Genomic DNA, 22,967 nt, shown 5'->3' with positions numbered 1-22,967 from the left:
GTGAGGATCCCATCCTTGCTCTTCTTTTTTGCCGTTTGTCCGCATACCCTCTATACAGGAGAGCTTGCCATGGTAAACATGCTCCTCGGGGCGTAAATAGGGGGGACCAAGCATGAGACGAAAGAGATGGGGAAGCAGGCGTTTGGCCTTTCCGTCGCTGTCGTGGCCTAAACCAAGGAGAGCTTATAAACCACCACGCAGAGGCTTTCGGCCCGTACCGCAGAGCCGAGGGCGTCCTCAGGCTGCCAAAAGACGAAGCACGAAAAAGTGGTGGCTGATCGGCGCTCTGCTCCTTGTGTTTGGGATCGTTGAGTTTTTTATGTATATTGAGCAGAATCTGCGGCCGCCGATCATGCATTTAGCCCAAATCAGGGTTAAACAGATTGCCACTGAAGCCATCAATAAAGCGATCACCTCTCAGGTGACGCAGGGCAAGGATTTCGATAATCTGGTCAACTGGAAAACGGACAGCTCGGGCAAAGTGACGGGATTCATGCTGAATTATGCCGAGCATTTAAAAATCACGTCCCATACAACGGAGGTTGTTCAGAGCACACTGGACGATATTCATAAGCGTAAGGAGCAAATTCCCTTGGGACAGGTGCTGAAAAGCCCGATTATCGCTTCATTCGGTCCGCAAATTCCTTTGAAGATCGAACCGCAGGGAGCGGTGAAGGTTCAACTGGATACCAGGCAGCAGGGTGCGGGCATTAATATGATTTTGGTGGAGGTATTCGTCCACATTGTAACAGAGGTAGCGGTTGTCGTTCCTTTTGACATGGAGCCGCAGATTGTGGAAACCGATATTCCCATTTCTTATCTGCTCGTGGTCGGCGATGTGCCGATGTATTATTATGACGGGCAAGGAAAGGCCGTCGGCGAGAATAAGGCAAGCGCGCCGAGCATAGCGATACCGCCGCCCGTTACCAATGAGAATAGCCATAATACGGAGCAGGAAATCTCGCCTGTAACTCCGCCGACGAATCCTCCAGATGGAACAACGACACCTCTAAAACCTTCACCTGGCGGAGCAGACTTATCCGGGCAGACGGGGGAAAACAACACTGGAGGCTAAGAGCGCTGATTCATTAATTTGGCGCCAGCATATGGAAGCCTGCTCCATGATTCACTTCGCAGTTATGGAGGTCCTTAACGGAGAAAACGCGCCCCCTGGGTTGAACTCAGGAGCGCGTTTTTTTCTTCGAGCGTTTTTCTTCCATTTCCCAGTGTTTCAGCAGCGGGTAAGGATCGAATGCCCATTCGGTCAATCCGGTATCCCGGTAGATGCCGTAATGGAGGTGTGGAGGGAACTTGCCTTGGGTTCCCGGCTTGCCATAACCGGAGCTCCCAACCCAGCCAAGGGTTTGACCCGGCTTAACGACATCCCCGAGCGAGATTCCTTTGTCAAAGCCTTGCAGATGGGCGTAATAGTGGTAATGATTGTTCAAATCACGGATGCCGATGCGCCACCCGCCATATTTATTCCAGCCCTTGATTTCGACAACGCCGTAACAGGTGCTTCGAACGGGGACTCCGTATGAGGCAAACAAATCCGTTCCTTCGTGAACCCTTCTGCCTCCCCAGTTGCGTCCCATGCCAAATGTGCTTCGGTAGGAATAGTTGCTTTTGACTGGGAGAGGGAATGCATGGTCAAACAAGTCCAGCTTTCCAAAGGTTTCGTACATTTTGGCGTATTGCATGACGCGCTGAACAGCCCGCGTATTCTGGTAGTATGACCAGAGTCCGATGCTGAAGTCATCGGCAGCATGACCGTAGGGGGCGAGCCTTGCCGCAACGGTATATAGCAGGTCGATATCATTATTCGGATCCGCCTTGCCATCTCCATCCCCATCCAGCCCGATGCCGGAAAACACGCTGATCGACGTCGGATTTACATCTTCCTGATTGGGATTTAACGCCCCGGCCCATCTTGTGGAGGGGATGAAGATTCCGAGCGTCCGGTCCGGATGTTTGCGATCCTTGGGGTGGACTCTAGTTAGTGTCCGTTCATACTGGTCAATGGCAGCCAGGCGATACCAAGGAATTTGGGTAACGGTGGAAATCTCATCATATAACGACTTCCGGTCTGCAAAAATGGCGTTAACATCCGATGTTTTCACCGTATCGTCAGCGGTGCTGACCGCAACAGAGGCGGATGCGGACACAGGCCCGCACATGCAGCAGGCAGCTGTCAAGGCAGCCACAGCTGCAGCAGTGCAGCGAATCATAATACCGCTTGCGCTCAATGGTTGGAAAATCCTCAATGTGTCCTTCTCCTTCCTTTTGGATTGTCATAATTAAGGACGGACAGTCATGCCTACACTGTAGGGTGAATCGAAACAAGGATTTTTATCCATGCCGCAACTAGATTAATCTCATATCGATGCGAAACAAGTAATATGATGGTTTTCATGATATAATATGGGACAGCAAACGATGGGGTATGTCTTGAGTTACATCAATAAATTCGAAAGAAGGTTTTTTCTTTGTCTAAAACCAAACAGCCAAAACCTGACTGGATTCGAATCAAGCTGACTACTGGCGATAATTATAAAGAAATCAAAAGCATGATGCGATCCAAGACACTGCACACGGTGTGTGAAGAGGCTCGCTGTCCGAATATTTATGAATGCTGGGCTAACCGTACGGCAACCTTCATGATCCTGGGTGATATTTGTACCCGCGCCTGCCGATTCTGCGCTGTCAACACGGGTCTTCCAACGGAACTGGATCTTCAGGAGCCGGAACGCGTAGCGGAAGCGGCGGAACAGATGAACCTGCGTCACTGCGTAGTAACAAGCGTAGCACGGGATGATCTGAAAGATGGCGGGGCCTACATATTCGCTGAAACGGTTAAAGCCATTCGCAGACGTCTGCCGTTATGCTCTGTGGAAGTGCTGATTCCGGATTTTATGGGCAGCGAAGAAGCGCTTAAGATCGTAATGGATGTGAAGCCGGACATTCTGAACCATAACATTGAGACGGTCGAGCGAATGTCGGATCGGGTACGTGCCAAGGCCAAGTACACCCGTTCCTTGCAATTGCTGAAGAATGCCAAGGCGATGCAGCCGGAGATTCCGACCAAATCCAGCATAATGCTAGGTGTCGGCGAACAATGGCATGAGATTCTGGAAGCGATGGACGACCTGCGTTCGGTGGGTTGCGATATCATGACGATCGGCCAATATTTGCAGCCTTCGCCAAAGCATCTGAATGTGGAAAAATACTATACGCCGGAGGAGTTTGCGATCTTGAAGGAAGAGGGAATGAAGCGCGGATTCAGCCACGTGGAGTCCGGTCCTCTGGTGCGCAGCTCCTATCATGCACACGAGCAAGTGAAATCTGCAGAACGCAACAAGGAAGAGACCGTGCAGTCTTAACCTTTGGAAAGGCAGGGGAAGCTTTCAATGATCGTTATCGGAAACAAAAGTTATGAAGTGTTAAAGGACCATCGAAACGGCTGGAATCTGGAAGCTTTCCGGGAGCGGTACAGCGAGGTGCTGGACCGTTATGACTACATCGTGGGAGACTGGGGTTACAATCAGCTTCGGCTTAAAGGTTTCTATCGGGATAATCATCCTAAAGCTGCCAAGGACTCTACCTTCTCCAGCATGTCCGATTACATTAACGAATACTGCAATTTTGGTTGTGCTCACTTCGTGCTTCAGAAAACCAAGGAGCAGAAGGATAACAAAGACCATGCCAATTCCAAAGAGCCTGTAGAGATTCGTGAATCATCCCCCAAGGAAACCCAGGGTGAGGGGGAAGGGGAAGCGAAGGGAAGCAAGGAAACCCAGCAGGATGGCCCCAAACCGGGCAAGGAGCACAAGGACCAACGCGAGCGGCGCGAAGCGAAGGAATCCAGACGCGAGCCACGCGATCCTAAGGAATCCAAAGAAAAGGACGCAAAGCCTTCCAAGGAGCCTAATCCTCCGGCTGAACAGGCGCAATAAAAAAGAACGGTCACCAGTAATGGTGGCCGTTCTTTTGTTAGGTAGTCGTTCTTCTTAATATTAGCCAAGAAATGCATCACGGACACGATTCCAGAACGGGAACGGCCGATAGCGTGCAAAACTGACCTGCTGTTCCGCCACTTGACAGCGCACGGATACGAGGTCGTCAATCGAGATATTCACATGATCGATAGTTAGCAGCAGACGCTGTTCTTTACGCGAGAATATATCACAATGATGATGCTTAGGCAGGAGCAGCGGTGAGCCCAGCGTACGGAAAATCCGATTGTTAATCGAGGCGATTTCCGCGATCTGCAGAGCATCGATGGAAGGATGCACCATCGCTCCGCCGACACTTTTGTTATAAGCCGTGCTGCCGGATGGGGTGGACACGCAAATCCCGTCTCCCCTGAACATCTCAAAGGTTACGTCGTTGATGTCAATCTGCGCGACAACGGTACCGTCAACGCCTTTAAGCGTGAATTCGTTTAAAGCAATGTAAGAGGACGTTCCTGATTTCTTATGAATTTCCAGTTGAACCAGGGGGTACTTGACGAGGCGCGGCTTCACGTTGCCGTGTTCGCCTTCCCCGCTCATATGATCAATTAGCTCTGTCAGTTCATCGGCCTTCCAATCAGCATAGAATCCCAAGTGGCCCGTGTGGACACCGACAAAAGCGAGGTCAGGAATACGGTCTATAAAAGTATGGAAAGCATGCAGCATCGTACCGTCTCCGCCGATCGAGACCACAATCTCCGGAGATTCTGCATCCAGCACAAACCCCCGCTGTTCCGCCAGCTTGTGAAATTGCTGGGTCAGCTCGACAGACAATGGGTCACCGCGGTCCAGAACATAATATCTCAAGTTGATAAGCTCCTTTGTAAGGTTATATAAAGATGATAATCAATCTTGGAGAAGAACACAATGTTCACCTTGGGAATTTGCGGATTTTCTGCTGCAGTCCTCGAATGATCTGAATAAACAACGCAACCGCAATCAGGAAACCGAGCAGGATGCAGAAAGCCGCCATAATATGGGTATACCCGTTTAGGGCGGAATCCGAAACAGCCGGAAGGGCCATGGTCGGTATCGAAGATCCCATGACACTTCTCCACAGCAGCAATACAGCGACCGCGGCAATCACACCATGAATCAGTCTTGCAATGACAAAAGGGAAATATCTGAGGTTGGTAGAGTTCAGGATGCTAATGATCTGGGCATGGACGGACAAGCCGCCCCATGACAATATAAAGGCCGCCGCCGCCGCTTTGTATGGCAATGGAATTGCAGCCCCCGCTTCCCCGGCATATCGGGCACCGAGTGTGACCTCAAATAATCCGCCTACGATGGCAGTGGATAAGGATTCAGGCATCCCAACCAGAGATAACAGCAAACTGATGACTTCAGTCAGCGCAGGCATAACACCGGCGCGGGTCCAGAGTTCAAGAAACACGGAGAAGAAAACCACTAGCCCGCCGACGACGATAATAAGCTGAAGCGATGATTGTATCGCTTGTTTTAACAGGGTGCCGAGGTCCCGGCCATCCTGCTCACGCGCCGCATGCATAGCATGGAGGGCGGACTTGAGTCTGCTTGTATTAGCCTGGGACAGGCGGAGTGAATCGGTTGCTGTTTTGGATTCATGCCTGCCATGAAATCTCATAATCAACCCCACAAGGAAACCTCCGCCATAATGGGACAAGGCAAGGATCAAACCGATCTTGGGGTCATGAAAGAAGCCGATGGAGACGGCACCAATTAGAAATATAGGGTCAGAAGAGGTGGTGAAAGCGACAAGCCGCTCACCTTCCTCCCGATTTACCATTTTTTGTTCCCATAGCTTGGCGGTTAATTTGGCACCGACCGGGTATCCTGAAACATATCCCATTGCTGCAACGAATCCTCCGGCCCCCGGAATACGAAATAACGGTCTCATCATAGGGTCCAGGAGCGTGCCAATCAGGTGGACTACGCCGAACCCCAGCAGCACCTCGGAAATAACAAAGAACGGGAACAGGGAAGGGAACAGCACGTCCCACCATATCGACAGGCCACGGAGTGCGGATTGAAGCGCCGCTTCGGGAAATAAAGCCATTAGGACAATTACGCTGAGCAGTGCCGTCACGAGCAAGAGCCAGCCCATTTTTTTCATGGTCATAATAAGAAATACGCCCCCTGGCATCGATGTGAATGATGGAAATATAGGTCCGTTGTTAAAAATCTATGCAAGATATAGGACAAACAGTATAAAAAACATGAGAAAGCGGTTACAATTATGCTTTATTTTCGGGGATCTTGTGCTATAATAAAAAACATCAAAGCACATCTTTCGTATTATGTTTGGATGGAGTGATGATCATGAGCATAGTCGCAGGTATCCTAGTATGCGCCTTCGTTTATGTTATACGTGCTTCTCTCGTCCAGAGTGAAGAGGACTGGCGCAGTTATTAATAAGTTCTAAAAGGTGCTAACCATTGCTTAGCGCCTTTTTTTGTTGTTTTTTTGGTATAATGGATAGGTACATCCAATCGAAAGCGTAACATAAAAAAGATGGGAGATTAGCGGATATGAATCCGAACTTAAGCATCTATGATAACCTCGGGGGTGCCGAGGGTGTACGTTCGCTCGTCGAAGCTTTTTATCCGAGAGTGCAGCAAAATGAGCTGCTTTCGCCATTGTTTCCGGAAGATATTATGCCGGTGATGGAGAAGCAATATATGTTCTTGAGCCAGTTTTTTGGAGGCCCAGCCTTGTTCTCGGAAGCATTCGGACATCCGATGATGCGGGCCAGGCACATGAAATTCCCGATTACGGATCGCCATGCCGAAGAATGGCTTGGCTGCATGGCAGGAGCCCTAATCGAAATTGGCGTGGAGGATGAATTACGTGATTTTGTGCTGCAGCGTCTGTCCGGCCCCGCCCACCATTTCGTGAATACTCCTTAGTTCCAAAGACCTATTACGAAACAGGAATTAGACACGAATGAAGGGATGGCGAATGGCGTGAAATTGGAACCCTTGTATTCCATCAAGGTGGTTTGCGCGCACTGTGAGCATGAATATGAAACATCCAGGGTAAGACCCAGCTTTAAAAAGGCATACCGTACCGATACGGATTTTTGCGCTTATTATAAATCGGAGAATCCCGATTTTTACGTGGTGCGGATCTGTCCTGAATGCGGTTTTGCCTCCACGGAAAACTCGACCCTGAAATTGAACGAACGGCAGAAGGCGCTCTTTCACGAGCAAGTCGGATGCCGCTGGGAGAAGAGGGATATGGGCGGCTCGCGTAATCTGGAGGATGCTCTGGAGTCGTACAAGCTGGCTCTCCTCTGCGCCCAAGTCATCGGGGAGCGGGATCGCATTGTGGCCAGCCTGCTGCATCATATCGCTTGGCTGTACCGGTATCAGGGCAACGAGGATCAAGAGAAGCGGTTCTTGAGTTATAGCCTGGAATCCTATGTTCGAGTGTTCGAGCTGGAAGGGGTAGGGGCGAATGATGCTAGGCTGCTGTATCTGATCGGAGAGATCCACCGCAGGCTGGGACAGTTTCAGGAGGCGGTTCAATGGTTCTCCAGAGTGGTCCAGGATGACAAGATTATGGACGCCGCGATGATACGCGCATCCAGAGAGCAATGGAAGCTGATATCCGAGCAGATACGGGAGCAGAAGAACGAGGCACTCAAGGCAGAGTCATAATGCAAATAGCCCGCTGAAGGGTGGGTCAGCAGGCTGTTGGACTAACACGAATAGCTAAACTCATGCTCTACGGCAAAATCAGCGTAATCGCTGATCCGTGAGCAAGTAGTCGAATATCGCTGTCCAGCACGGTTACTTTGTTGTGGCAGCAGGGGAAGATCAGCAGCTTCTTTTTCCCTTCCCTTACGCTTATCAGCTCTTTGGGTTTCATCGGCAGCAATACATTGTCGGTTCCGCAGAATGGGCAGCTGTGTACATATACGTCGTTTCCAACGACATCATAGGGCCAAGTATTGGAAAAAGGAATCATGAGTTCTCCGATGATGGTGACTCATCGTCTTTTTTCGTTGCTTTCGCTTCTTCATTCTTGGCAAGCTCGGCAATTTTCTGCATTAATATATGCTGAGGCATATGCATCAGCTGTTCCAGCGGAACGCCCAGCTGCTTGGACAGTGTAACCGCCGTCTCCGGTGATATTTGCAAAGGTCTCATGGCTTCTAGCTCCTCCAGCAGTAAATTGATTGTTACAGTGATAACACAAATTGAGTTATATATAGTTATACACTTTTCCCTAAGTCCACACAAATGGTATTCCGCTTGAATTCATATTTTATTTTGAAAGGTGATGAATGTTCAATGGCACTTCAACAAACTTGGGATTTGGAATCGATATTTCCCGGAGGCTCTTCCTCACCGCAGCTCGTGAGCTTTCTTGAGGCACTTGAGCAGGATGTACATAATCTTCAGCAAACCGTTAAAGCATTGACCGTTCCGGAAACCATGGAGGGCGCATCCAGCCTTGAGCGCTTCCTTGAGCAGTTTCAGAGTGCCTATGCCCGCATCCGTGAAGTCTCTGCATTCGTGGGCTGCCTGACCGCGCAGAATGTGAATGACAAGAAGGCGGTTCAATTATCCGGACGGGTAACGTCGTTGTCCGCGACCCTGCAATCGGTTAAGAACCAATTCGATAACGTTCTCCGTGGTATGAATGACGAACTCTGGACGGCTTGGACCGGTACGGATAAGGTGTCCGAGCTTGATTTCGTATTGAACGAAAGCCGTAATCTCGCCAAAGACAAGATGAGTCCCGAGTTAGAGAGCCTGGCTCTATCGCTTGGCGTAGACGGTTATCATGGATGGGGAGAGTTCTACGATACCATCGTTAAGAAAATCCAAATCCCCTATGAGGAAGACGGTAAGACGGTCATGTTGTCCGCAGGACAGGCATTTAATAAAATGCATGATCCTCGCCGGGAAGTACGTCAATCCATGTTTGAAAAGTGGGAGCAGGCATGGGGAGACTCCGCTGATTACTGTGCGGATACCCTTAACCATTTATCCGGCTACCGCCTGAAGCTGTACGAGAACCGCGGCTGGGAGGATGTCTTGAAGGAGCCGCTCGCGATTGGCCGAATGAGCCGTGAGACCCTGGATACCATGTGGGCGGTCATCCAAGACACGAAGTCGGTGCTTGTGGAATACCTGAACCGCAAAGCGAAGCTGCTTGGTCTGGAAGGTTTGTCTTGGACTGATGTAGATGCCCCGCTGCGCACATCCGCAACCAAAATCTCATATGACGATGCAGCTGTTAACATTGTGGAGCAATTCCGCAAGTTCAGCCCGAGATTGGCTGATTTCTCGCAAATGGCGTTCGACAAGAGCTGGATTGAGGTGGAGGATCGTCCCGGCAAGCGCCCTGGCGGTTTCTGTACCTCCTTCCCGGCAAGCGGCCAGACCCGAATCTTTATGACGTTTGGCGGAACGGCCTCGAACGTTTCGACCCTGGCTCATGAGCTCGGCCATGCCTATCATCAGCATCTGATGGGCGGAATTCCGGTGCTTAACCAAAAATATGCGATGAATGTTGCCGAGACGGCATCTACATTTGCCGAAATGATTGTTTTTGATGCGATGGTGAAGGGAGCCGGCAGCGAAGAAGAAAAGCTGGCCCTGCTGGAAGAGAAAATTCAGAACAGCGTAGCCTTCTTTATGAATATTCATGCACGCTTCTTGTTCGAAACTCGATTCTATGACAAGCGGAAGAGCGGTCTGCTCAGCAGCGAGGAAATATCGGAATTGATGGTGGAAGCGCAGAAGGAAGCCTATTGTGATGCTCTGACATCATACCATCCGCATTTCTGGGCATCCAAGCTTCATTTCTATATTACCGGGACGCCGTTCTATAATTTCCCGTACACCTTCGGTTATATGTTCAGTACGGGCCTCTATGTTCGGGCATTGGAAGAAGGGCCGAGCTTTGCGGACAAATATGATGCCCTTCTTCGTGACACCGGCGTGATGTCCGTGGAGGATCTGGCGAAGAAACACCTGAATGTGGATCTGACCCAGCGCGATTTCTGGCAGAGTGCAGCAGATTCCTGCGTATCCGACATTAGACAATTCCTGCAAATGACGGAGCATATGGCGTGATTTGTTGATTATCATCGGAATAACAGATAAGAATTTCCTTGGAGGACGTTTACCTCTCAATACATGCAATTTCCAACCTATGGAGGAGCCCGATTCGGGCTTCTTTTTTTGTCGTAAAAGAATGAAAGTTGACGCAAAAAAGGGGCCAAAACCTAAATTATTTGTGCAATTTTAGTAATAAATACCCAAATGTGTTGAATATTGTTGATACATTGATTCCTTTACCCTATAATGAGTCATAAGCCCTAATAATAGGGAAGATTTACTAATAAAGGAGGGGAGAAGAGATGGTAAAACTAGATCAATTATCACTGGCTAGACAATTGGACATCGTTTTTAAAGAGCTGGAAGAAGAGTTGGGAGGTCTTAGTTCAGGGACAGTATTTGTACAAATACGAAATAATGTAATTGGTAAATTTGGCATACGGCACAATCCATTGGCTGGGCGTAACGGAGTCATAGCTCCACTTGAGGAGGGGCTAAGTGAAGCTCAACAATTCTCTTTTCGTACGATGGCGCTTGAAAGTCTGAAACATAAACGCCACTGGACACACGGCGAAATCAGTTATGAATTTATGGTACGACAAGGCATTGTTGTTGTAGATGCTGTCCTTGAATCCAACTATAACATGGCAAACTTGATGATTCGGTACCCTCGTAATACATATGCCGAAGCTGCTTCGGAATCCTGAAATCATTTATCATATAGAACATATAACGAAAGAGGCGATCTTTGGGGAGAAGATCGCCTCTTTCTAATTACGGCTGGAGGGAAGAGATGCGAATTACAGGTTCGAACGACCCGATAATTGCTGCTCAGCCAATTGAACCAGACGTTTGGTGATGTAACCTCCCAAAGAACCTGTTTCACGGGAAGTATAGTTACCCATGTAACCGTCTTGTGGAAGCGTCACACCCAGTTCTTGAGCAGCTTCTACTTTCAATTGTTGAAGAGCTGCAGTTGCTTGAGGTACGACAAGATTGTTAGAAGAACGACCTTGAGCCATGTCATGTCACCTCCTTTGATGTTGTATGTGGATATTATGACTGAATCCTAGGAATCTCATTCGTGCTGGAGGCAGATCATTCGCTGGTAAAATTATCCGAATGAAATTGTCGTTATCTAGACAAACAAGAGCAGCCCTTTGAAACAAAGGGCTGCTCTTGTTGAAACATTAAGTATATGAAGATCTTATGGTTCACCGGGGATTTGCTATTACCCTTGCTCCGCCTCGGGTGTTGTTTTTTGGATGCTGATCTGGGTATTCAGGTTCACGGTCTGCCCCGGTTCCAGATGAATCAGTCCGGTTTCTTCATTCGGCAGATTCAAATTGGGCGCGTTCGGAAGCCAGGTATACGGCTCGATGCAAAGGAAGTCCTCAGCGACGCCTTTCGTATAGAGCACCCAATGCTTGAAAAAGGCGCGGTCAGCCGAATAATGAATTTGATAACCATCATCCCGTTGAAGCATGGCTTCAGCCGGTTTGCCCTCTGGAATCTTTAATATCGTATCCAGGTCGGCTTCCTTCAGGTTTAGTCCGGAATTCAGTTGTTCCAGATGGCCAAGCGGTGAAAAATCTCCGGTTGGGATCAGTTCATTATTCAAGGTATAAATACCCTCTACCGGCAGATCCAGCGTCCAGCGATGTGGCTCACCATCAAGCAGGAACCACGTATGGTAACCCATCCCGAACGGGACAGGGCTGGAACCCAGATTCGTTACACGAAGACTCTGCGATAAGCGGGCGCCCTGAAGACGGAAGGTCATTTCCAGCTTCAGCGGTACTGGGAATTGGGCGATCCATTTCGGATCATCCGATGATATGAACTCTGTCGAAACGGCGCACCCATCATCATCTTCCTCTATGTCGCTGACACACCAAGCCTGTGATCGGTGGAGACCATGGATATGATTGTCGTTCGCGGTATTTTGATCAAATTGATACGATGTTCCGCCGTACTCAAACTGGCCTTTGGAAATCCGGCCTGGCGGAATGAGCATCGGGATGCCGAAGTGATAGGGCTTCTGAAGATAGAAGGCAAGCTCACTTTCATCTGGTTTTCGAAGGATTTCGCGTGAATTTTCAAGGTCTTTAATTCCAATGACATTGTTACCTAGACGAGGAAGGAGAGTCACTTCAAGACGGCCGCTGTTTAAAATATAGGTGTCGTAACCATTCCACTGGCCTTTGGTCACTTGATTCATATCGATGCTCCTTTACTAACAGAAATCATGGTCTGGACGATTAACCACATCATAACAGATTTTTGTGGAAAGGGTATAAGAAATGCTTCAAAACATCGGACGACTTGATTCCAAAATGGAATTGACAAGGGAGAGCAAGAGTTTTATCATTGCATGTAATAGTGATCCAAAATGATTGAAACACGATGACAAGGACAAGTAAGCAGGTGCGGCCCATCCTTCAGAAAGCCGGTGGTTGATGTGAACCGGTGGATCCGCTTTGCTGAATGGACCTTTGAGTGCCAGGCTGAACAGGGATTATACTGATATTCCTTAATATGCCGGCCGGGTATTCTCCGTTACAAGAATGGAAGGCTGCAGCTTAAGTATTAGAGTTTACTGCAGCGAATTAGGGTGGCACCACGGTCTCACGTCCCTTGCGGATGTGAGGCCTTTTTGCGTTCATATATAATTCCTTGAGCGGGGCAGACTTTGGATTAAAAGAATATTGTAAATAAATGGAGGGCTAGTCATGAAAACTGTATTATCGGGAATTCAGCCGAGCGGCAATTTGACACTGGGCAACTACATCGGAGCCATTAAAAATTTTGTTAAGCTCCAAGATGAGCATGATTGTTACTTTATGGTCGTCGATCTGCATGCCATTACGATACCGCAGGAGCCAAGCTCGCTTAGAGATCGCTCCGAATCGGTTGCGGCACTGTACGTTGCAGCCGGAATCGACCCGAACCGTGCTAATATTTTTCTTCAATCCCATGTTCCTCAGCATGCTGAGCTGGGATGGATCATGACAACGATGGTCAATATGGGCGAATTGGAACGAATGACACAATTCAAGGACAAATCGGAGGGGAAAGATTCCGTAGGAGCCGGTTTGTTTGTCTACCCAGCGCTCATGGCTGCAGACATATTGCTGTATAATGCCAATCTGGTACCGGTAGGGGATGACCAGAAGCAGCATTTGGAAATCACGCGCGATTTAGCTGCACGGTTCAACCATCGGTTTGGCTCCTACTTCAATATGCCGGAACCGTTCATTCCGGAGGTAGGCGCACGAATTATGTCGCTGGACGATGCTTCTAAAAAGATGAGCAAAAGTAATCCGGTTGAGGGCAGTTATATTGCGATGCTGGATACGCCGGATCAAATCCGCAAGAAAATCAGCCGGGCTACAACCGACTCCGGGGCCGAAGTGGTCTATGATCCGTCCGCTAAACCAGAGGTTAGCAATCTGATGAGCATTTATTCCGAGTGCTCCGGAGTATCCCTGCAGGAAGTACAGGCGCGTTTTGAAGGAAAGATGTACGGGGCATTCAAGAAGGAGCTTGGCGAAGTTGTAGTAGCCGCTCTGGAACCACTTCAAAACAGATACTACGAAATTCGCCAAACCGGTGAGATCCATGACATTCTGGCCAAGGGAGCAGAGCAGGCACAGAAGACTGCGGCTCAAATACTGGATGGCGTCAAGGACAAGATGGGCTTTCTGGCTCGTAAATAAGCAGGGTGCTTCCTTAAGAAGGCCTGCGTTTGGACTTGATAATGAATCCCCAGCCTATGTTGAGGATGGAGAGCAGCGCCAGACCGACGGCCAGAAATCCGTTGTAGCTGATGGATATGGCGGAGGCGGTCAACAGGACGATGGAAGAGACCGCGAACCATAGGGATAAGCCTTTACTCATATGAAAAAAACCTCCAAAGATAAAAATTCAAAAAATACGTATAACGTTGCAAGAAGGAGCCATAATAAGTTTGCAAGCTTGCACTGGAATAACAGACATTCAGTGAAGGGAGATATTTAATATGGCACGCCGCAGCAACAATTTGGTTGTACCTCAAGCTACTGCAGCATTACAACGTTTGAAACTCGAGGCTGCTCAAGAACTAGGCGTAACGATTCCTCAGGACGGTTACTATGGTAACTATACTTCCCGTGAAACAGGATCCCTGGGTGGATACATTACAAAACGTTTGGTACAGCAAGCTGAACAGGCTCTTTCGGGGTCTGGCCGCACGCTGTAATCTCTTTCTCATAACGTGAGTATGGAAGCCCGGAGCGCTATCATTGCGCTCCGGGCTTTGTATTCATATTACGGGATCGACACTCACCTTTGCTACATAGACAAATTGTGCCTTAAACAACGGCATAACGTCAAGAATAGATCGCTTCCAAATGTCACTGAATTGTCATATAGATGGATCGAATTCCGAAGGATTGCTAAACACTTTTTACTAATGATATGATAAACTTTATAGCGGAGGCAGTACTTCCTCCATAACGACAGATACAAGGAGGAACGTTTACACGTGGATAATCACTTGAGATACCAGGCTCCTTCAGAATCCGCAGCACTTGCCTCGGCAGCGCCTGCACCTCCCGATAAGGCGGGGACTTGGAAAGATTTTATCACGGTGACGAAGCCCGGAATCATCCGGTCAAATTTGATAGCGGCTTTTGCCGGATTTTGGCTAGCATCGCGTTGGGATATCCAATTTGGATTGATGATTATGACACTTCTCGGAACCGTGCTTGTTATGGCTTCGTCCTGTGTTTTCAATAACTATTTCGACAGAGAGCTCGACATGAAGATGGAGCGCACACGGAATCGCTCACTTCCAACCGGACGGCTGACACCTAAGGTTGTTCTTTGGTATGCCATCATACTTGGGATCGTTGGACTAGCTATGTTATTCCTGTTCTCAGGGGTATTGGCAGGGATATTCGGAGCGATCGGAATGTTCGTATACGTTGTGGTATACACATTATGGTTAAAGCGTTCATCAACATGGAGCACATCGGTAGGCGCTATTTCCGGAGCGATGCCTCCGGTGATCGGCTATGTGGCCGTGACAGGAAGCGTAGATATGGCTGCAGTGCTGCTGTTCGCACTTCTGTTTCTGTGGCAGCCGCCACATTTCTGGGCGCTGGGCATTCGCCGCGTTGAAGAGTATCGCGCAGCGGGCTTCCCGTTATTGCCGGTTGTTAAAGGAATTAAACGCACGAAGTATCAGATGATTCCTTACCTGGTGCTGCTTATTCCGATCCCTATTCTGATGTACACGTATGGGTACGCCGGTATTTTCTTTCTGGTTATCGGACTCTTCCTGGCTGTTTGGTGGCTCTACGCCGCACTCCAAGGTTTCCGTGCCAAGGACGATGAAGCTTGGTCCAAAAAGGTATTTATTATCTCCATCAACTACTTGACCTTGAGCCTGATCGTTCTCATACTCAATACCACCTTTTAATAGGTGGAAGGGCTTAAACGCTACACTTAACCTGATAAGAACAGGGATTGCCTGAGACGAAGGGAGAACGGGGAAGGTCATGAATGCATTCAAACGTTACAAATGGACTTGGGTACTACTCGCTGTCTGTGTAATAGCAGCTATTTACCTGGTATACAATTCGCTGGGATTCGGAAAAGAAAAGTTTCCTATAGTTCGTGAGGTTGCCGCTTATTCCATGGAGAATGTGGATGGAAAGACGATCACATCGGATGATACCAAAGGCAAGGTGAAGCTTATGTACTTCTATTTCACCAGCTGCCCGGATGTATGCCCGATTACGACACTGGTACTTTCGCAAATACAGGAAGACTTGAAGAAAGAGGGCCTCTTCGGTAAAGAGGTTAACTTCGTGTCCATTTCCTTTGACCCGGAAACCGATACAAAAGAGAAGATTAAGGAATTCGGGGACCGTTTCTATGCTGATTATAGCGGCTGGTACTTCCTTCGTGGAGATCAGGAGGAAACACGGAAGCTGATGCAGGACTCTTTCAAAATCCCGCTGCTCGGCAATAACTCGACAAATTTCACGCATGGCAATTCCATTGCATTGGTTGACCGGGATAACAATATTCGGAAGACTTATAATGCAGCAGACCCGGCCCAAGTGAAGACCGAGGATATTGTGAAGGACATTAAGTCTTTAATTAAGGAATAACCTATAGGCAAAACCAAAAGGCGCGCTCTATCGTTAAGGATGGAGACGCCTTTTTATTATTTTAAAACAAGGTCATCAGAATTCAGCAGGAGGCGGGTAAATGATGAACTCTTCCAGCCCGGCCTTCTCTAACTGGGCAATCAGGTACTCGTCAGGCGTTCCTTCAACTCCGGCGTAACCCCGGCGCGTATAAATCTGTTCGGCATCAGGAAAGATGTCGCGCAGGGCACCGCGAATTTTCTTGCCGGAGCTGTCGTTATCCATAAAAAGATAGACCTCTTGATCCTTCACCTGTTTATGAAGGCTTTCAAGCTTGGCGGTGTTTAACGTTCCGAACGTGCACAAGATGGTTATATCTGATGTCAGCAATCGGCGTAGTCGACTCCTGTCGTTCTTGCCCTCTACGATGATGAATATCGGCATCTTTTTTCACCTCTGTCATGATACGGAGATCCTTGGCGGCATTCCCCGGGAAATGATAATCCGCCGTCGAATGATGGTTATGTCGAATGGTGTATGTATAGTGTAACTTGTTTCTTGCCGATCATGCAAAGCAGGCAAAATAAACGGCCATCCACTGGATGGCCGCAACAAGGTTAACCCATGTATTCTAGTAGAAACAGCTCAAGATAATGACGAGCAGAATATACAATACAAGAACCATCCCTACAGAATTTCCATGGCCTCCTGTATGACAATGTTTATGATGATGAACATGACTCATGATTACTTCACCCCTTGGTTAGATGTACGTGGTCATTTGCCACACTGTATCTTATGTGGATTTACCCAAATGGACTGTGTGTTGGCCCATCCGCATCTTTTTGGGCGCTGACTCAAGCAGGTACAGCTTCCTTAGACGGTTGAGATTGGGGCTTCCGGTGAGATGGCCGTTAAAGGGGCTTCACGATTGCGTTTGGGGAGCAGCAGCAGAACGGTCATCAGCATCAGAAACGCGATGAAATAAGGTGACACCACCGTTCGAAGCTGTCCAGCCGCAATCGGGCCGACAAAGGAACCAAGCGACATGGCGATGGATTGAAATGAGAATACCTTCCCGAGTCTGCCTCCGCCGCTTAGCTCGATGAACAATGAGGATAACGCCGGAAACAGCAATCCTTTAGCTAGCCCGAGTGCAAACAGGATGATCATAATCGGTACATGATGAGCTGCGGCCAGAGCGTAGAAGCAAATCGCCAGCCCCAATACGCCGATGGCTACTCTGATATGGGGCGCATAACGATTAAGAAACAGCATGCTTAATGTGACCAAAGCTCCAAGGCTAATGACGGAGAATAGAAGTCCGGTGGACATAATGCTTGCCAGCCCGCTTTCTCGCAGCGGTATTTCAAAAAACAGGATTCCTTGAGAGCATGCGATAGCAAACGGAATCAAATATAAGCGCAAGCTAAAAGGAAGCCGCGCCGGTGCCCCGTTGTTGATCGGAACAGCAGCCTGACCTTTATCCTTAGCAGTGGCTGACAGAGGTTTCGGGAGACTGAGAAACGCCATCAAACCGGTGAAAATCAAAAGCCAGCCCAGACTCTGGAATGTACCGGAAAATCCTGCTTTGGCTACAATGAAAGCGCCGGCGGCCGGGGACAAGACAGAGGCAAGAGTGTGTATTACGCCATGACCGGACATATATTTGCCTTGCGTAACAGGATCCCGGGAGAGTGACGCAAGCAGTGCCAGACAGGCCGGTGACAAAAAGGCCAGAACGAATCCGCTGATCGAGCGGAGCACGAGCAGCTGCCAGGGCAATTGGACATGAGCCTGGAGCAGCAGGATCACACCAGCGGCGGTTAAGCTAAAAATAATGTAGCGTCTGCTGCCGTGCCGATCGATGAGATTGCCTGCAAGCAGATTGCCAGGCAGATGGGTCAGAGCATAAATGCCCATCATCCAGCCGATAAACGTAGGGGCTGCGCCAAGAGAGATGGCAAAAGGCGTCAGTACAGGATACTGAGCATGCAAATCAAAAAACGCCAGAAACAAAAACATATAGAGCCATAAAGCGGTTTTCAATATGGCACCCTCCTATCCGGCAAGTTGATATTGTTACTACTACTTGTACGTTCGAAAGGGCAAGCTTATACCTTTTTGTGAAAAGACCCGGTTGGCTGACAGCTTTGCGGGGTATCATGTATAATTAATAAGACGGCCATGAACCGCCGCTTTTGAAACGATGAACGGGAGTGAATTGTATTGGATACTCAGGTCTGGATTGAATTTCTCAAACAAAACTGGCTGGTCATTGCCATCGCCTTAATTGTCTTGTTTATTGTGCTGAACGTAGTGAGAACCGTCATTAAATGGGCGCTGGCCGTACTTATCATCGTGGGATTGTTAGTGTACAGCGGGATTTCCTTAGATAAAATCGGCGAGGTTGTAACCACGGTGAAGGAAGAAACGGTAGATACGATAAAAAAAGAAGCGCTGAACATGATGATGAAAGAAGCGAAGGAAGCGAAATATACCTCGAATGAGGACGGTACCTACTCCATTAAAGCTCCCAATCTGGAGCTGAAAGGAAGCGCCGGTTCCGAAGAGGTTGAAGTGACTTTCCGCGGAGTTTCGGTAGGGAAGTGGGATATCAACGATACAATTCAGAGCTTTATCGACGATGCCAAGAGCAATACGGCCTCTAAATAAAAAAGATAGAACGCAATCGGAAGCGAATGTACGAGGGCGGCAGCGTTGTTAGTGCTGCAGCTCGATTACATCGGTTGACAAGACATCATGGGGAGAGGAGGGGATACCGTTGATGTCGGCATGGAAGGATAGTGTGCTGGGTGGGAACGGAATCACCATCTTGCTGCTGCTGATTGTGGCTTTTTCACTAATACAGGGATGGAGTCGCGGAGCCTCCCGGTCAGCCGGGAAGCTTGTTTTTTTTCTGGGGGATGCGGTGCTGCGCCTGGTCGGGCTTGCGATCTCCGTTCCTTTTACATTATGGTTATCACCTAAGGCAGGCGATTGGCTGGGTACGGTCTCCACTTTACCGAATCGAGAGCTGCGCTTCTGGGAACAGATTTATTATACAGCCGTAAAATCGCTGGCGGATTTCCCGCTGCTGCGGTTTGCGGTGCTGTTTATGTTAAGTTACGCCCTGATCGTATTTATGCTGCGTTTGCTCGTGTCCCTGATTATGGGAGGCAGGCTGGGACTCTTCGAAACGAGAAAAGATACATCGGCATCGCTGCTGAGCCGGCTAACAGGTGCGGGAATCGGCGTCATCATGGGCGCAGCGCGGAGCATTATTGTTATTGCGATCTTATTCATCTACGTCAGTCTCAATCCCGATCACGGCTTTAGCCGGTACGTTGAGGCTTCACCCGTTTATCAACAGGGGGCGAAGGCAGTAATAGAGCCTTTGTCGGGCTCTCTCGTCCGCGAGAAGCTGCCGGTCTTTACCCAATCCGTTCAGGAAGAATTGAACGGGATCATTCAGCGGAAGTATGAGGTCATCGACCACAAGATTCCCGAGGGCATTGAGCAGACGGCAGCCCATGTCGTGAAGGATTCGTCAACCGATGAAGAGAAAGCGCGAAAGCTCTATGATTGGGTTGGCAGCCGGATAACATATGATCACGACAAAGTGACCTTGTATGAAGAGCAGCGGATATGGAAAGAGCAGACACCGCAGGATACGTACGATACAAGGTTAGGGGTGTGCATTGATTATGCCCGTCTGTATGCCATGATGGCCCGGTCTCAGGATCTGAAAGTCCGGGTCGTCACCGGCAGGGGATATAATGGTCAAGGCGGTTATGGTCCGCATGCCTGGAATGAGGTCTACTTGAGTGAAGAGAAGCGATGGATACCGCTGGACCCGACCTGGGCACAGAGCGGAAACTGGTTTAACCCGCCGCGCTTTAATGAGACGCATATTAAGGAGCAGGTATTTTGATCGTGTGTGTGATATGGAGAAAGGCGGACTCTGGAACAAGGGAAGTCCGCCTTTTCCCATCAGGAGGGCCCTTCCAGATGAAGTGGGGGGGGCGTTTATGTTAATATGGGTTTATGTGATTGTGGATAAAGGGGAGAAGCATACGTGAAAGGGTTTAGGCCGGATAAGCGCAAACAAGAAGAACAAGATGCCGGCAGTCAGTTTAACTTGCGGGTTAATCTATTTTTTTTCAGCACTTTTATCATATTCTGTGTCATTATTATACGCCTTGCTATACTGCAGTTCGTTGAGGGGCCTGAGCTAAAAGAGCTCGAAACCGGCGGGCAGGTTAAAAATTTCCCGCTTCAGCCGATCCGGGGCAGCATCATTGATGCTTCCGGTACGCCGCTTGCCTACTCGACACCCTCCCAAGCACTGTATTTAACGCTGTTAAAGGATTACAGTTCATCCGAGCGAGGGAAGAAGAACCGTCCGGAGATCCAAAAGCTGGCCGAGGAAATGGTCAAGGTCTTCGAACAGTATGGTGATCCAAAAGCCGAAAAGCTGACGGTGGATGATGTGATCAAAGCGATGGACCTGGAGTTCAACAAGCAGCCGGGTTATGAGCCGAGACGCATAAAGGCAAATCTCTCGACCAAAGAAGTGGCTTACTTTATGGAGCATAAAAATGAATATCCTGGAGTCGAGGTTGTCGAAGAGAGTCAGCGTCAATACAACCCGGACAAAATCGCCGTTCAAACGATTGGTTATTTGAAAGAATTCCGCGGAAATAAGACACTGGATAAGTATAAACAGATCGATGAGCAGAATAAGAAGCAAAAAGATCCGGGACTCATCTACACGGAGCAGGAGAAGGTCGGTGTAGACGGACTCGAAATGATGTTCCAGGATGAGCTGCGCGGCAAGAACGGATATATCGGCATTCCGATTAATCCGCAGAACATGGCGGACGGGGTGCCGACCATGATCGCCCCGGAGAAGGGCTACAATATCCATACGACGATCCACAAGGATATCCAGAAGGTGACGCAGCAGGCGATCATTGATCAGCTGAAATGGCTTCACGCCAATCCGGTTTCCGGTAAAACGCATCCGAATGCGCAAACGGGGTATGCCGTAGCGATGGAAGTGGACACCGGAAACATTGTTGCCATGGCCAGCATGCCGGATTATGACCCGAATGTGTGGGAGAATGGGACCGATGATGCTAATTGGGAAACCGTCATGAAGTATTACGGCAACGGGACGATCTCTCCATACAGTTCCGGTCGATCCGGCAACAATCTGGAATCGGTTGTGCTGCTCGGTTCCACTATGAAGCCCTTGACGGTATTGATAGGACTTAATGAGAAACTATTCGGACCGAACGATTATTATTATGATGGCGGGGCAGCATTTTTCGGTAAGGATAATACGAGAGTCCGGAACTCAGGCGGTAAAGCCTATGGATCTCTGAATGCGAGAAAAGCGATTGAACATTCCTCCAACGCCTTTATGGTTGACTGGATCGGAGAACGACTGTATAACAAATACGGCTCCAAATCCGTTGAAATATGGGATGAATACATGAGGGAATTCGGGCTTGGGGTATCTACCGAATCCGGTCTGCCAAAGGAGCATAAAGGAATCATCGAGTATACCAATATCGAGCAGGCGGGAAGTTATCTGGCTGCCATGGCATACGCTTCATTCGGACAGTCCGGTAAATATACGACGCTCCAATTGGCGCAGTATGCCAGCACGCTTGCCAATCGGGGAGAACGCATTCGGCCGCAGCTTGCGAGCAAGATTGTGGATCAGGACGGCAATTTGATCAAGGAATTCAAACGCGAGGTATTAAATAAAGCGGAATTCCCAGAGCAGTACTGGAATGAAGTCATTGCAGGAATGAATACGCAAGGACTTCGAGCATTTGAAGATTTTAAATATGATTTTGCACGGAAGACAGGAACATCCGAGCAGGATATTTATAAAAACGGTACTCGGATCCGGGTGGAAAACGGGGTGTTCATCGCCTTTGCTCCACGGCAAAATCCAAAGCTGGCCGTCGCCGTGGTCATACCTGAAGCCGGCTTCGGTTCCCAGAGTGCCGCGCCGGTTGCCCGTAAAATTTTCGACGCGTATGACGAGATTTACGGCCTGGACGGTACGCCTCACCCTAAAAAAACCGAGGGTGAGAATGGGGATGGCAGTAACGAATAAGAGGATATTTACAAAACGGCAGCCAAGAGCCCTAAATGGGTTGGCTGCCTTTTCTTTATCCGTTACACATGGGCGTCCGGGGCTTTGTCCGCCACCAGGTTCAAGACGATGTTAAACTCCAGCAGCGCTTTGAGGCCGCAGAGTACCATAGTGTATCCTCCCATGGAATCAATAGCTCCCTGTACTATTTCATCCGCACTGCCTGTAAATCCGGAGTGGGTAATGGCAACGAAGGTCTCATGATCGCCCCGTGGCGTGAATGTCCACTCGGTTTTGGTCTGGTCTGAAGACTCGATCGCGATGCGGCGATTGACTTCGATATGTTGAACGTACACGTCATCATGTACCCCATACATCTCCCAATCCCAGCGAATATGGCTGCCTTCCTCCAGCTTGCCGCTGCTTTTGGTAAACCAGAACTTGGTTGTAATCTCAGGGTCGATGAAAGCCTCGAATACTTCTGAAACGGGTCTTCGAATCAACATCTCTGCCGTCACGACAGGGGTCTCATTGAGTTTGGTCATATGAATTTTATGACTCCTTTCGGGGTTGTCTTTAGTAATATCGTAGCATAAAGGAAATCAATTTCTTTCTTTTACATTGCTCATTTATTTCAAGGGTCGTG

Annotated in this window: 24 protein-coding genes, 1 pseudogene and 1 other annotated feature; of the genes and pseudogenes, 14 read left to right on the top strand and 11 right to left on the bottom strand. The window is 48.9% G+C overall.

The annotated features are described in order from the left end of the window. The first annotated feature begins 112 nt into the window (after positions 1 to 112). Positions 113 to 1,075 carry a sporulation protein YunB gene (gene yunB, locus AC0VZ8_RS28905; RefSeq protein ID WP_475485219.1) on the top strand — a complete coding sequence of 321 codons (963 nt, stop codon included), beginning with the start codon at positions 113 to 115 and terminating at the stop codon, positions 1,073 to 1,075. Between the two features lie 106 nt (positions 1,076 to 1,181). Here yunB and AC0VZ8_RS28900 read toward each other — a convergent pair whose 3' ends face one another. Then, positions 1,182 to 2,228, bottom strand: a complete 1,047-nt coding sequence (locus AC0VZ8_RS28900; protein ID WP_397376769.1) for a M23 family metallopeptidase — start codon at positions 2,226 to 2,228, stop codon at positions 1,182 to 1,184. A gap of 258 nt (positions 2,229 to 2,486) precedes the next feature. Between AC0VZ8_RS28900 and lipA the strand changes: the two genes are divergently transcribed. Continuing rightward, on the top strand, positions 2,487 to 3,380 hold the full coding sequence (lipA, locus tag AC0VZ8_RS28895; RefSeq protein ID WP_475485218.1) for a lipoyl synthase: 894 nt from the start codon (positions 2,487 to 2,489) through the stop codon (positions 3,378 to 3,380). Positions 3,381 to 3,407: 27 nt separating this feature from the next. After that, entirely contained in the window at positions 3,408 to 3,953 is a 546-nt protein-coding gene (locus AC0VZ8_RS28890) for a YutD family protein (protein WP_071222366.1), read from the top strand. Positions 3,954 to 4,013: 60 nt separating this feature from the next. Here the strand turns inward: AC0VZ8_RS28890 and AC0VZ8_RS28885 are convergent, their stop codons facing one another. Further along, positions 4,014 to 4,817 (bottom strand): NAD kinase, encoded by an 804-nt coding sequence (locus AC0VZ8_RS28885; protein ID WP_009591431.1) that lies wholly within the window; start codon positions 4,815 to 4,817, stop codon positions 4,014 to 4,016. 64 nt (positions 4,818 to 4,881) lie between these two features. Then, complete coding sequence (ylbJ, locus tag AC0VZ8_RS28880) at positions 4,882 to 6,111, bottom strand: sporulation integral membrane protein YlbJ (RefSeq protein ID WP_475485217.1); 1,230 nt, start codon at positions 6,109 to 6,111, stop codon at positions 4,882 to 4,884. Between the two features lie 409 nt (positions 6,112 to 6,520). Between ylbJ and AC0VZ8_RS28875 the strand changes: the two genes are divergently transcribed. Continuing rightward, entirely contained in the window at positions 6,521 to 6,898 is a 378-nt protein-coding gene (locus AC0VZ8_RS28875; RefSeq protein WP_071222368.1) for a globin domain-containing protein, read from the top strand. A gap of 57 nt (positions 6,899 to 6,955) precedes the next feature. Then, the gene (locus AC0VZ8_RS28870) at positions 6,956 to 7,651 is read left to right on the top strand and encodes a DUF2225 domain-containing protein (protein ID WP_233355083.1); all 696 of its coding nucleotides are present in this window, start codon (positions 6,956 to 6,958) and stop codon (positions 7,649 to 7,651) included. Positions 7,652 to 7,729: 78 nt separating this feature from the next. On the opposite strand, the pseudogene AC0VZ8_RS28865 reads toward AC0VZ8_RS28870, so the two are convergent. Continuing rightward, a pseudogene (locus AC0VZ8_RS28865) lies at positions 7,730 to 7,961 on the bottom strand (hypothetical protein). Continuing rightward, a complete protein-coding gene (locus tag AC0VZ8_RS28860) occupies positions 7,958 to 8,143 on the bottom strand; it encodes a YycC family protein (protein ID WP_071222371.1) in 186 nt (61 codons plus the stop codon). The pseudogene AC0VZ8_RS28865 and the gene AC0VZ8_RS28860 overlap by 4 nt, the downstream one beginning before the upstream one ends. A 144-nt stretch (positions 8,144 to 8,287) precedes the next feature. Here AC0VZ8_RS28860 and AC0VZ8_RS28855 point away from each other — a divergent pair, with 144 nt between their 5' ends. Both AC0VZ8_RS28855 and AC0VZ8_RS28850 read left to right on the top strand, forming a co-directional pair. After that, positions 8,288 to 10,081: a M3 family oligoendopeptidase gene (locus AC0VZ8_RS28855; protein WP_475485216.1), complete on the top strand. Its 1,794-nt coding sequence runs from the start codon at positions 8,288 to 8,290 to the stop codon at positions 10,079 to 10,081. 287 nt (positions 10,082 to 10,368) lie between these two features. Continuing rightward, positions 10,369 to 10,773 carry an O-methyltransferase gene (locus tag AC0VZ8_RS28850; protein WP_071222373.1) on the top strand — a complete coding sequence of 135 codons (405 nt, stop codon included), beginning with the start codon at positions 10,369 to 10,371 and terminating at the stop codon, positions 10,771 to 10,773. A 93-nt stretch (positions 10,774 to 10,866) separates the two neighbouring features. Here the strand turns inward: AC0VZ8_RS28850 and AC0VZ8_RS28845 are convergent, their stop codons facing one another. Then, positions 10,867 to 11,088: an alpha/beta-type small acid-soluble spore protein gene (locus AC0VZ8_RS28845; protein ID WP_007131961.1), complete on the bottom strand. Its 222-nt coding sequence runs from the start codon at positions 11,086 to 11,088 to the stop codon at positions 10,867 to 10,869. 209 nt (positions 11,089 to 11,297) lie between these two features. Continuing rightward, on the bottom strand, positions 11,298 to 12,287 hold the full coding sequence (locus AC0VZ8_RS28840) for an aldose 1-epimerase (RefSeq protein ID WP_071222374.1): 990 nt from the start codon (positions 12,285 to 12,287) through the stop codon (positions 11,298 to 11,300). A gap of 176 nt (positions 12,288 to 12,463) precedes the next feature. Continuing rightward, positions 12,464 to 12,707 (top strand) — a binding site (T-box leader). Positions 12,708 to 12,798: 91 nt separating this feature from the next. Here AC0VZ8_RS28840 and trpS point away from each other — a divergent pair. Further along, entirely contained in the window at positions 12,799 to 13,785 is a 987-nt protein-coding gene (trpS, locus tag AC0VZ8_RS28835) for a tryptophan--tRNA ligase (RefSeq protein WP_475485215.1), read from the top strand. A gap of 13 nt (positions 13,786 to 13,798) precedes the next feature. Here the strand turns inward: trpS and AC0VZ8_RS28830 are convergent, their stop codons facing one another. Then, positions 13,799 to 13,966 (bottom strand): hypothetical protein, encoded by a 168-nt coding sequence (locus AC0VZ8_RS28830; protein ID WP_164817467.1) that lies wholly within the window; start codon positions 13,964 to 13,966, stop codon positions 13,799 to 13,801. Between the two features lie 121 nt (positions 13,967 to 14,087). Between AC0VZ8_RS28830 and AC0VZ8_RS28825 the strand changes: the two genes are divergently transcribed. From AC0VZ8_RS28825 to AC0VZ8_RS28815, 3 genes are all read left to right on the top strand, one after another. After that, positions 14,088 to 14,306 carry an alpha/beta-type small acid-soluble spore protein gene (locus AC0VZ8_RS28825; protein WP_015737431.1) on the top strand — a complete coding sequence of 73 codons (219 nt, stop codon included), beginning with the start codon at positions 14,088 to 14,090 and terminating at the stop codon, positions 14,304 to 14,306. A 285-nt stretch (positions 14,307 to 14,591) separates the two neighbouring features. Then, positions 14,592 to 15,530, top strand: a complete 939-nt coding sequence (cyoE, locus tag AC0VZ8_RS28820) for a heme o synthase (RefSeq protein ID WP_475485214.1) — start codon at positions 14,592 to 14,594, stop codon at positions 15,528 to 15,530. A gap of 79 nt (positions 15,531 to 15,609) precedes the next feature. Continuing rightward, positions 15,610 to 16,227, top strand: coding sequence for an SCO family protein (locus tag AC0VZ8_RS28815; RefSeq protein ID WP_071222377.1), 618 nt, complete (start codon positions 15,610 to 15,612; stop codon positions 16,225 to 16,227). Between the two features lie 75 nt (positions 16,228 to 16,302). Here the strand turns inward: AC0VZ8_RS28815 and AC0VZ8_RS28810 are convergent, their stop codons facing one another. Beyond that, complete coding sequence (locus tag AC0VZ8_RS28810; RefSeq protein WP_071222378.1) at positions 16,303 to 16,650, bottom strand: toprim domain-containing protein; 348 nt, start codon at positions 16,648 to 16,650, stop codon at positions 16,303 to 16,305. A gap of 432 nt (positions 16,651 to 17,082) precedes the next feature. After that, positions 17,083 to 18,255 carry an MFS transporter gene (locus AC0VZ8_RS28805; RefSeq protein WP_071222379.1) on the bottom strand — a complete coding sequence of 391 codons (1,173 nt, stop codon included), beginning with the start codon at positions 18,253 to 18,255 and terminating at the stop codon, positions 17,083 to 17,085. A gap of 180 nt (positions 18,256 to 18,435) precedes the next feature. On the opposite strand from AC0VZ8_RS28805, the gene AC0VZ8_RS28800 reads away from it, so the two are divergent. From AC0VZ8_RS28800 to AC0VZ8_RS28790, 3 genes are all read left to right on the top strand, one after another. Then, a complete protein-coding gene (locus AC0VZ8_RS28800) occupies positions 18,436 to 18,882 on the top strand; it encodes a hypothetical protein (protein ID WP_216530823.1) in 447 nt (148 codons plus the stop codon). A 109-nt stretch (positions 18,883 to 18,991) separates the two neighbouring features. Next, entirely contained in the window at positions 18,992 to 20,140 is a 1,149-nt protein-coding gene (locus tag AC0VZ8_RS28795; protein ID WP_475485213.1) for a transglutaminase domain-containing protein, read from the top strand. Positions 20,141 to 20,284: 144 nt separating this feature from the next. Then, on the top strand, positions 20,285 to 22,342 hold the full coding sequence (locus AC0VZ8_RS28790; RefSeq protein ID WP_475485212.1) for a peptidoglycan D,D-transpeptidase FtsI family protein: 2,058 nt from the start codon (positions 20,285 to 20,287) through the stop codon (positions 22,340 to 22,342). 62 nt (positions 22,343 to 22,404) lie between these two features. On the opposite strand, the gene AC0VZ8_RS28785 is transcribed toward AC0VZ8_RS28790, so the two are convergent. Further along, positions 22,405 to 22,866 (bottom strand): SRPBCC family protein, encoded by a 462-nt coding sequence (locus AC0VZ8_RS28785; RefSeq protein WP_475485211.1) that lies wholly within the window; start codon positions 22,864 to 22,866, stop codon positions 22,405 to 22,407. Between the last annotated feature and the right edge of the window lie 101 nt (positions 22,867 to 22,967).

The sequence above is a fragment of the Paenibacillus sp. QJM3NY_38 genome, assembly GCF_056173265.1.
Note: the sequence above shows the minus strand (reverse complement) of the source record. Positions and strands in the feature narration are given on the sequence as shown.